The following is an 8613-nucleotide window of genomic DNA, read 5'->3' as shown; positions in this document are numbered from 1 at the left end:
GCCGTCCGCCGCTCGGTGTGCTGCTGGGCGCACTCCTCGGCCCGCCGCCCGGTGGGCCGCTCCGGGCGCGGGCCCGCCGTCTTCGGCACCGCCTCGCGCCGGGGCGCGCCGAGCCCGCGCGCCTCACGCGCCGCGATCTCGGCCAGCCGCTCGGACAGCTGAACGGTGCTGGGCCGGTCCCCGGGGTCCTTCGCGAGACACGCGTAGACCAGCGGAGCGAGCGCGTCCGGCACCCCGCTCAGATCCGGCTCCTCGTGCACGACCCGGTACAGCATCACCTCGGAACTGCCCTGCCCGAACGGCGAGTCGGCGGTCGCCGCGTACGCGAGGGTCGCGCCGAACGCGAAGACGTCGGTCGCCGGGGTGACGGCCGCGCCGCGCACCTGCTCGGGGGCGAGGAACCCGGGGGAGCCGACGGCCGTCCCCACATGCGTCAGGGTGCTCGCGCCGGTCGACCACGCGATCCCGAAGTCGATGATCCGCGGGCCCTTCGGCGACAGCAGGATGTTCGACGGCTTCAGATCGCGGTGGACCACGCCCGCCTCGTGCACCGCCACCAGGCCGTCGGCGAGCGCCGCGCCGATCGCGGCGACCTCGGACGCCTGCAGCGTCCCCTCCTCGGCGACCTTGTCGTGCAGCGAGGGGCCGGGCACGTACTGGGTGGCGAACCACGGCCGGTCCGCGTCCAGATCGGCCGCCACCAGCCGCGCCGTGCAGCCGCCGCGGATCCTGCGCGCGGCCGAGACCTCCCGCGCGAACCGCGAACGGAACTCCTGATCCTCCGCCAGCTCCGGCCGGATCACCTTCAATGCCACCCGCTGGCCGCGCTTGTCGGCACCCAGGTACACCACACCCATGCCGCCGGCGCCCAGCCGCCGGTGCAGCCTGAACGAGCCGACGACACGCGGATCCTCGCGCCGGAGCCGCATCATCGCCATGTTCTTCCCCGCTGCCTGGCCAGTTGGACGTCCACAGCTTACGGACTGAACTCCCGCTGCGCCGATAGGCCGCGCATGCGCCGGACGGGGGATTGTCAGTGCCGGGTGGGATCCTTAAGAGGTGGGAACGGACCGCTCCGAAGGGGTGGAACGGCCGGGCCCGCACCATCAACGGCCCGTCTGCCAAGGGGGAATGACGCCGTGAAAGGTGATCGCGTGGAGATAGTCGTGGATGCCGGGGACACCACCCGTACCTATGAGGTGGTGGCCACCAGGGCCGGCCGCCGGGTCGAGACCGCGGTGCGCCGCGGTGTGGTGGAAGTGAGTGAAGTCACCCGCAACGGCACCGTCGTCCGCACCGCCCGATTCATGTCCACCCGGGTGCTCGCCCTGGTGGAGCAGCCCATTCCGAGGGACGACACCGAAGCCTAGGCCGGGTCCAGCGCGATCGAAGGGCCCGGCGGGCGGTCATCCCCTGGGGGTAGCCCCCTCAGGGATCACCCTGGGACCGGGGGCCCGGTGTCCACCCAGGGGAGTACCCCGGGCGGGTCCGCGTCATCCTCCCGGAGGCCCGGAAAGCGGTACGACGGCATGACGACCAGGCCATGGCGCGCACCTAATCTTGAAATCAAGCGGCGGGCGTAGCACTCGTCCCCCGAGGTCAGACGCCCGCCGCTTGCCTGACCGACAACCAGACGCACCACCAGCGTGAACGACCGACACCTCAGGAGAGGGCCATGGCGAACACAGTGAGTCGTACGGTGCGCCCCGTGCGCGGCAGCAGGATCGCCGCCTTCGGTACCCGCCCGTCCGGCACGCGCCATCCGCTGGTCGCAGCGGCCATGGTGCTGCCACTCGCGGTGCTCCTCGCCCTGCTCTTCGGAGGCTTCGACGCGGTGGCCGCACAAGCGTCGTCCGTAGCCGGGCTGATGGGGCGCTGACACAGCGCCCCGTTGCATCGGCCCCATGCCCGGAAGAGCGGTCCGGGCTGGGGAACCGGTACGAAACCCCGTGGGGACGGGGGTGCGACGGACGGCCGTGATGCCCGGGTACCAGCGGTGGTACCTGGGCATCACGCACGTCAGGGCCCGCGAGGGTGCTTGACTGAACGTATGACAGTGGTGGGGGAGGAGCTGACGGCGGAGCTCGCCGCGCTCGCCGCGGGCATCTCCGGCATACCGGAGACCTCGGTGCTCGCCCACCGGCCCGACGGCACGGTGGTCCGCAGCGGCGCGCTCGTCGCCAAGGCCCACGCCGGTGACACCGACCGGGAGGCCCTCACGGTTCGCCTCGGGGTCGCCGCGCACCCGTTGCTGCGCGGCATCCTGCTCGCCCCGCTGCCACTGCCGGCGCCCAGGACAGGCTCGCTGCTGCACGGCCGCCCCGTCACCGCTTGGCCGCTGGGTGTACCGGTGGACCGCGAGGAGCCCGGCAGCGCCCCCTGGGAGGACGCCGCCGTCCTGCTCGCCCGGCTGCACGCCGTCCCCCCGCAGACGCTGCCGTACCCGCTGCCGCCCATGCGCGGCCCCGCCAAGGCGGCCCGCGCCGTCGCCCGGATGACCGCCGGCGCCCGGTCGCCCGCCGCGGACACCGTGCTGCGGGCCTGGGAGTGTCTGCCGGGCTGGGCTCGCGACGAGGCACCGCAGCCGCGTGCGGACACCCTCTGCCACGGTGATCTGCACCTCGGCCAGCTCGTCCGGCATCCCGCCCCCGGCGGTCCGTGGCAGCTCATCGACGTCGACGACCTGGGGATCGGCGATCCCGCCTGGGACCTGGCCCGCCCCGCCATGTGGTTCGCGACCGGACTGCTCGACCCGGACGCCTGGACGCGCTTCCTGGGCGCCTACCGGGACGCGGGCGGCCGGGCGGTGCCCCCCGACGGCGACCCCTGGCCGTATCTGGACGTGCCGGCCCGCGCGTTGACCGTCCAGTCGGCCGCGCTGGCCGTGGTGCGGGCCGCCCGCGAGAACCGACCGCTCGACGAAGTCGAGCAGGACCTCACCGCTGCCTGCGCCCGGATCACCCACGTATCGTGAACCCAGCTCCGCCGGACGGGCGTTCCGGTGGCGAATCACCGCAATTGAGGAGTTGAGCCGGAGATGCACTGTCCCAAGTGCCAGGGCCCGATGCACACGTTCAATCGCAACGGCGTCCAGATCGAGCAATGCGGCAACTGCCGGGGGATCTTCCTGGACTACGGCGAGCTGGAGGCACTCACCCGTGTCGAAGGCCAGTGGAACCAGCCGGCCGCGCCGCCGCAGCAGGCCTACCCGGCCCAGCAGGCCTACCCGGCACCGCAGGCGTACCCCGCGGGTCCCGCCTGGGGCGCCCCGCAGCACGGCGGCCACGGCGGTCACCACGGCGGCCACCACCAGAAGCACCGCAGCTTCGGGCACATGCTCTTCTCGTCCTGATCCCAGGACGGATGCCGGGGACGCCCGGCGAGCGGTAGCGGGAACGACCGAGGGCCGGAGCGATGATCGCTCCGGCCCTCGGTCATGACGTGTGCGCGATACTGGGATTGAACCAGTGACCTCTTCCGTGTCAGGGAAGCGCTCTCCCGCTGAGCTAATCGCGCGGGACCCACTACAACTGCTGCCATGCAAGTGGTGCTGTGCTGCGTGCGCGATACTGGGATTGAACCAGTGACCTCTTCCGTGTCAGGGAAGCGCTCTCCCGCTGAGCTAATCGCGCGGGACCCACTACAACTGCTGCGATACAAGTGGTGCTGTGCTGCGTGCGCGATACTGGGATTGAACCAGTGACCTCTTCCGTGTCAGGGAAGCGCTCTCCCGCTGAGCTAATCGCGCGTGAGGTGGAGACGGGATTTGAACCCGTGTAGACGGCTTTGCAGGCCGTTGCCTCGCCTCTCGGCCACTCCACCAACATCGCGGGGGACGGGAAATCCCCCACGCCGAGCGGACGACGAGATTCGAACTCGCGACCCTCACCTTGGCAAGGTGATGCTCTACCACTGAGCCACGTCCGCAGGTGTCGTAGCTCCGGGGCGCTTCCGCGTCCCGGCGACGTGTTGAACTCTAGCGGATTCCACGGCCAGCTCAAAAACCGGTTTCCGCAGCGTGCCGGGCTGCTGACCAGCGGATGACCAGCGGGGCGCCGCGACGGGCACCGCTCTAGACTCGGCCACACCCCTTCGGACCGACCCTGGAAGCACTGTGCGAGACCTCGTCCCGATGGCCCGCTTCGGCGGCCGCGTCGCCTCCGACCTGCGAGATGTCACCAGCGATCTCGCCGCGCTCGACTCCTCGGGCTTCTGGGCGGTGTCCGTGGACTTCGAGGGACAGGTGGTGTGCGCGCGCTTCGGGGACGTCCGCAGCGCGCCGCCGGCGGCGCCGGACGGCTGGTGCGGACCGGCCACCGGAGCGTGGACCTCCTCACTGGACCGGGACGCCTATATCGCGGGTGTGCGCCGTATACGCGCGTACATCGCGGCCGGCGACGTCTACCAGGCCAACCTCTGCCGGGTGCTGTCCGCTCCGCTGCCCGACCCCGCCCGGTCCGACGTCGACGCGCTCGGCTCGGTGCTCGCCCACGGCAACCCGGCCCCGTACGCGGGCACCATCCGGCTCCCCGGGCACGGTGTGGAGATCGCCACCGCGTCCCCCGAGCTCTATCTGCGCCGTGACCGCTCCCTCGTCGAATCCGGCCCGATAAAGGGCACCGGACGTACGGAGGCGGATCTGCTGCCCAAGGACCACGCCGAGAACGTGATGATCGTGGACCTGGTCCGCAACGACCTGGGACGGGTCTGCGCGACCGGTTCGGTCACCGTCCCGGAGCTGTGCGCCGTCGAGAAGCACCCCGGGCTGGTCCACCTCGTCTCGACCGTGCGGGGTGAACTGCGCCAGGACACCGGCTGGGCCGGGCTGTTCGCCGCCACCTTCCCGCCCGGCTCGGTCACCGGAGCCCCCAAGTCCAGTGCGCTGCGGATCATCGAGGAACTGGAGACGGTGCCGCGCGGCCCCTACTGCGGGGGTATCGGCTGGGTGGACGCCGATCGCGGCACCGGTGAACTGGCCGTGGGGATCAGGACGTTCTGGGTCGACCGCACCGGCCCGGAACCGCTGCTGCGCTTCGGCACGGGAGCCGGCATCACCTGGGGCTCCGACCCCGTGCGGGAGTGGGACGAGACCGAGCTGAAGGCGTCCCGGCTGCTGGCGGTAGCGTCGGGGGACCATCCGGGACACGAAGGGACCACACCGTGAAGATCTGGGTCGATGGCACGCTGCGGGACGCCGCTGACGCCACGGTGTCGGTGCTGGACCACGGGATCACCGTGGGTGACGGGGTCTTCGAGACGCTCAAGGCGGTTGACGGCGCGGCGTTCGCGACCACCCGCCACCTGGACCGGCTGACCCGGTCCGCACGCGGTCTCGGACTCCCGGACCCGGACCACGACGAGGTGCGCAGGGGCTGCGAGGCGGTTCTGGCGGCCAACCCGGTGCCGCTCGGCCGGCTCAGGATCACGTACACCGGCGGGCTCTCCCCGCTCGGCTCCGACCGCGGCGACGCGGGACCCACCCTGATCATCGCCCTCGGCGAGGCCGCCGCCCGGCCCGACACCACCGCCGTGGTCACGGTGCCGTGGACCCGTAACGAGCGGGGCGCGCTCAGCGGTCTGAAGACCACCTCCTACGGCGAGAACGTCGTGGCGCTCGCCCGCGCCCACGCCCACGGCGCCTCCGAGGCGATCTTCGGCAACACCGTCGGGCGGCTCTGCGAGGGCACCGGGTCCAACATCTTCGTCGTGCTCGACGGGCAACTGCTCACCCCGCCGCTCTCCTCCGGCTGTCTCGCCGGCATCACCCGCGAGCTGGTCGCCGAGTGGAGCGGGGCCCAGGAGGCGGATCTGCCGCTGGAGGCGCTCGACGAGGCCGAGGAGATCTTCCTGACGTCCACCCTCCGCGATGTGCAGGCGGTACGGCTGGTCGACGGGCGGGAACTGCCGGGAGCACCGGGCCCGGTCACCGCCAAGGCGATGCGGGTCTTCGCGGAACGGGCCGGAGCCGACCCGAATCCGTGACGTGGCGCTGAGGAGCGGGTAGAACTGGCCCCAGTCCAAACGGGGGAGTGACGCCATGACAACCACCCTGCGACCCGATCAGCCGGAGCGGCACGGAGCGGCGGGCGCGCGTTCGCGCCGCTACACCGTATGCGTCAACAGCAGGCCGGTCGGCGGGATCGAGCTCTCCGCCGGGCCGCGGTTCGGCGTCACGGCCGGCCGGATCACCGGACTGGAGATCCACGAGGCGGACCGGCGGCGCGGCCGCGCCACGGTCGCCGCGCTCGCCGCCGAGGAGGTGCTCCGCGGCTGGGGGTGCGACGAGGTGACGGTCGACATCCCGGCGGACGCCGTCCTCGCGCAGCGGCTCGCGGACACCCTCGGCTACACGGAGCGCAACCGCGGCATGGTCAAGCGGCTGTCCGGTCCCGCACCCGAACTGCCCGCAGGCAGCACCGTCCGCCCGATGACCGAGGCGGAGTTCCCCGCCTGGAACGAACAGAGGATGATCGCGTACGTGGAGGGCATGGTGACCCGCGGCGTCCCGTTCGCCCAGGCCTCCGCCCGGGCCGAGGCCGACCACAGCGCGGCCCTGCCGGACGGCCCCCGCACCGACGGCACCCTGCTGCTGACCCTGGTCCACCGGCGCCGGGATGTCGGCACCCTGTGGCTGAGGCTGCGGGACGCGGCCGACCCGGGGGCCCCGGCGTGGGTCTTCTCCGTCGAGGTGGCCGAGGAGCACCGCGGCCAGGGGCACGGCCGCACCCTGATGCTCGTCGCGGAGCGGGAGTGCCTGGGCGCCGGGGTCGGCACCCTGGGCCTGAACGTCTTCGGCGGCAACACGCCGGCGCTGCGGCTGTACGAGTCCCTGGGGTACGCGACCACGCGCCGCCATCTGTTCAAGCGGCTGCTCTAGCGGCTGCTGCTCCAGAGGAGAGGACTTCGGACCGGACCTATCCGGCCAGCAGCCGGTCCGCGATCTCCTCGATCCGGGCGCGCAGCCCCTCCTGGCTCTTGCCGCCGTCGAGCCGCTGCCCGTCGATCACATACGTCGGCGTGCCCGTGACACCGATCGCCCGGCCCTCGGCCTCGTCGGCATCGACGATCAGCAGGTGCCGGCCGTCGATCAGCGCGGTGTCCACCTCCTCCGCGTCCAGCCCCATTTCGCGGGCCACCTCCACGAGAAGCTCCTCGCCGCGCTTGCCGAGCTCTTCCGTCCGGGCCAGCACCGCCTCGGTGTACGGCCAGCCCTGCCCCTGCGCCCAGGCCTCCTCGGCCGCCTGGGCGGCGGCGAGGGCGTGCTGGTGCTTCTCCAGCGGGAAGTGCCGCAGCTGGATGTCCAGCGCGTCGCCGTAGCGGGCGCGCAGCGCGCGTACGTCGTCGAGGGCGGTGCGGCAGTCGGGGCACTGCAGCTCGCACCAGACTTCCAGGACGGCGCGGGCGGTGGCAGGGGGAGTGACGTCGTTCATGCGGCCCAGTCTCGCACCTGGGGAGGAGCCCTCCCCCGAGATCACCCTGAGACAGGTCCCGGGACGTGGCCTCCGGCTTCGCGACGGGTGCACGATGGATACAGGAACATCCCGATACAGCCGCAGGAGTACAGGATCAGGAGCACTGGATGCTGACCGCTACCGTATGCGTCGCACTGTCCGCGGCGGGCCTGGCGATCGCGATGCTGACCGCGTACCGCCGGCGTTACCTCGCGGCCGTCCGCACCGCCGCCTTCGCCCTGCTGCCGGTGGGCCTGTACATGACGGGCCTGGTGACCCTGGGCCGGAAGGTCGGCACGGCCACCGGGAGCTGGGCCGCGGACCTGGTCTTCAAGCCGACGGTGTGGCTGGGCTTCGGTGTGCTCGCGGTGTCCGTGGTGCTCTACACGGTGACGCGCTTCGCCGCCGGCCGCGACGGCGGCAGCCGCCGTGAACGCAAGGCCGCCGCTGCCGCCGCGGGTGCTCCGGCGGTGGCCCCCGGCGCCTCCCAGCCCTCACTGCCCGCGGGGCGCAAGCCGGCGGCGAAGTCCAAGGCCGCGACCGACGGCGGACTGTCCGATTTCTCCGACATCGAGGAGATCCTCAAGCGCCGCGGCATCTGACCTGCCGCAGGGCCCCGGAACGCAGAACCACCCCTGAGAGTTCGCGTGTTGGGCGCGGCGGCATGGGGTGCTGCGTCATCATCGCGGTGTGCTGCGATCTTCCGGGGGGTCACCCCCGTGCCCACGGCCGACACCTGAGGCCGAGAGGCCGGCCCCCGGAGACATTCCGCGGCCGAGGGCGGGCGCCGACGAGCCCAAGGGCTGTCTGTTCGCGCTCTCCCAGCCGCCGCTGATGCTCTTCCTGTGCGTGATCGCGGGGCTCATCGGATTCGGGGCGCTCTACGACATCGTCATGCTGTGAGCCGCGGCTAGGGCGTGTTGCGAAAGGAGCGGCGTTCGCCCGGAGGGCGTGGCCCACGGCGTCTGGTGCGTGCGCTCGCAAGGCGGAGGGTCGTCCTCGTACTGGACGTACGTGGACGAGCCCGACAACGCAGCGAGGGCGCGTGCCAGGCGTCGTGGGCCAGGCGGGACTTTCGCAACACGCCCTAGTGTTCTGAGTCGGGAATTCTGTTCAGATATGAGGCGAGGCGTTCGAGGATCTCGTCTGCAGTCTTCGTCCA

The 8613-nt window shown here is 72.0% G+C and carries 11 protein-coding genes and 5 tRNA genes; 9 read left to right on the top strand and 7 right to left on the bottom strand.

The features are described from left to right. Positions 1-938 (bottom strand): serine/threonine-protein kinase (locus tag G3I60_RS43190; protein WP_164608526.1); only part of this gene is annotated, 938 nt, incomplete at its 3' end. Positions 939-1139: 201 nt separating this feature from the next. Here G3I60_RS43190 and G3I60_RS43185 point away from each other — a divergent pair. The 4 genes from G3I60_RS43185 to G3I60_RS43170 all read left to right on the top strand — a co-directional run bounded on the left by G3I60_RS43185 (position 1140) and on the right by G3I60_RS43170 (position 3352). Further along, entirely contained in the window at positions 1140-1370 is a 231-nt protein-coding gene (locus G3I60_RS43185; protein ID WP_138352665.1) for a hypothetical protein, read from the top strand. Between the two features lie 305 nt (positions 1371-1675). Continuing rightward, positions 1676-1879 carry a hypothetical protein gene (locus tag G3I60_RS43180; protein ID WP_138352664.1) on the top strand — a complete coding sequence of 68 codons (204 nt, stop codon included), beginning with the start codon at positions 1676-1678 and terminating at the stop codon, positions 1877-1879. A 171-nt stretch (positions 1880-2050) separates the two neighbouring features. Beyond that, the gene (locus G3I60_RS43175) at positions 2051-2974 is read left to right on the top strand and encodes a phosphotransferase family protein (protein WP_138352663.1); all 924 of its coding nucleotides are present in this window, start codon (positions 2051-2053) and stop codon (positions 2972-2974) included. A gap of 63 nt (positions 2975-3037) precedes the next feature. Next, positions 3038-3352, top strand: a complete 315-nt coding sequence (locus G3I60_RS43170; RefSeq protein WP_138352662.1) for a zf-TFIIB domain-containing protein — start codon at positions 3038-3040, stop codon at positions 3350-3352. 92 nt (positions 3353-3444) lie between these two features. Here G3I60_RS43170 and G3I60_RS43165 read toward each other — a convergent pair. The 5 genes from G3I60_RS43165 to G3I60_RS43145 form a co-directional block, all read right to left on the bottom strand. Continuing rightward, positions 3445-3516: transfer RNA gene (locus G3I60_RS43165), tRNA-Val, on the bottom strand. Between the two features lie 44 nt (positions 3517-3560). Beyond that, positions 3561-3632, bottom strand: a tRNA-Val gene (locus G3I60_RS43160). A 44-nt stretch (positions 3633-3676) separates the two neighbouring features. Next, a tRNA-Val gene (locus G3I60_RS43155) sits at positions 3677-3748 on the bottom strand. 3 nt (positions 3749-3751) lie between these two features. After that, a tRNA-Cys gene (locus G3I60_RS43150) sits at positions 3752-3822 on the bottom strand. 33 nt (positions 3823-3855) lie between these two features. Next, positions 3856-3927: transfer RNA gene (locus G3I60_RS43145), tRNA-Gly, on the bottom strand. Positions 3928-4132: 205 nt separating this feature from the next. Between G3I60_RS43145 and G3I60_RS43140 the strand changes: the two genes are divergently transcribed. The 3 genes from G3I60_RS43140 to G3I60_RS43130 are packed head-to-tail and all read left to right on the top strand — an operon-like array spanning position 4133 to position 6877. After that, positions 4133-5164, top strand: a complete 1032-nt coding sequence (locus tag G3I60_RS43140) for a chorismate-binding protein (protein ID WP_138352725.1) — start codon at positions 4133-4135, stop codon at positions 5162-5164. Continuing rightward, positions 5161-5982, top strand: a complete 822-nt coding sequence (locus G3I60_RS43135; RefSeq protein ID WP_164297003.1) for an aminodeoxychorismate lyase — start codon at positions 5161-5163, stop codon at positions 5980-5982. Before G3I60_RS43140 ends, G3I60_RS43135 begins: the two co-directional genes overlap by 4 nt. 55 nt (positions 5983-6037) lie before the next feature. Then, entirely contained in the window at positions 6038-6877 is an 840-nt protein-coding gene (locus G3I60_RS43130) for a GNAT family N-acetyltransferase (RefSeq protein ID WP_164297001.1), read from the top strand. Positions 6878-6914: 37 nt separating this feature from the next. Here G3I60_RS43130 and G3I60_RS43125 read toward each other — a convergent pair whose 3' ends face one another. Continuing rightward, on the bottom strand, positions 6915-7430 hold the full coding sequence (locus tag G3I60_RS43125) for a DsbA family protein (protein WP_164296999.1): 516 nt from the start codon (positions 7428-7430) through the stop codon (positions 6915-6917). Positions 7431-7579: 149 nt separating this feature from the next. Between G3I60_RS43125 and G3I60_RS43120 the strand changes: the two genes are divergently transcribed. Further along, positions 7580-8053 (top strand): hypothetical protein, encoded by a 474-nt coding sequence (locus G3I60_RS43120; RefSeq protein WP_164296997.1) that lies wholly within the window; start codon positions 7580-7582, stop codon positions 8051-8053. Between the two features lie 88 nt (positions 8054-8141). After that, positions 8142-8354: a hypothetical protein gene (locus G3I60_RS43115; protein WP_138352657.1), complete on the top strand. Its 213-nt coding sequence runs from the start codon at positions 8142-8144 to the stop codon at positions 8352-8354. The last annotated feature ends 259 nt before the right edge of the window (positions 8355-8613 follow it).

Origin of the sequence: Streptomyces sp. SID13666, assembly GCF_010548325.1 — a bacterium.
Taxonomy (GTDB): Bacteria; Actinomycetota; Actinomycetes; order Streptomycetales; family Streptomycetaceae; genus Actinacidiphila; species Actinacidiphila fildesensis.
The sequence above is the reverse complement of the archived record's forward strand: the minus strand, read 5'-3'. Positions and strand labels throughout refer to the sequence as shown.

Coding starts and splice junctions, on each gene's coding strand:
- G3I60_RS43130 (WP_164297001.1), top strand. CDS start 6,038: ATGACAACCACCCTGCGACCCGATCAGCCGGAGCGGCACGGAGCGGCG.
- G3I60_RS43140 (WP_138352725.1), top strand. CDS start 4,133: ATGGCCCGCTTCGGCGGCCGCGTCGCCTCCGACCTGCGAGATGTCACC.
- G3I60_RS43120 (WP_164296997.1), top strand. CDS start 7,580: ATGCTGACCGCTACCGTATGCGTCGCACTGTCCGCGGCGGGCCTGGCG.
- G3I60_RS43180 (WP_138352664.1), top strand. CDS start 1,676: ATGGCGAACACAGTGAGTCGTACGGTGCGCCCCGTGCGCGGCAGCAGG.
- G3I60_RS43170 (WP_138352662.1), top strand. CDS start 3,038: ATGCACTGTCCCAAGTGCCAGGGCCCGATGCACACGTTCAATCGCAAC.
- G3I60_RS43125 (WP_164296999.1), bottom strand. CDS start 7,430: ATGAACGACGTCACTCCCCCTGCCACCGCCCGCGCCGTCCTGGAAGTC.
- G3I60_RS43175 (WP_138352663.1), top strand. CDS start 2,051: ATGACAGTGGTGGGGGAGGAGCTGACGGCGGAGCTCGCCGCGCTCGCC.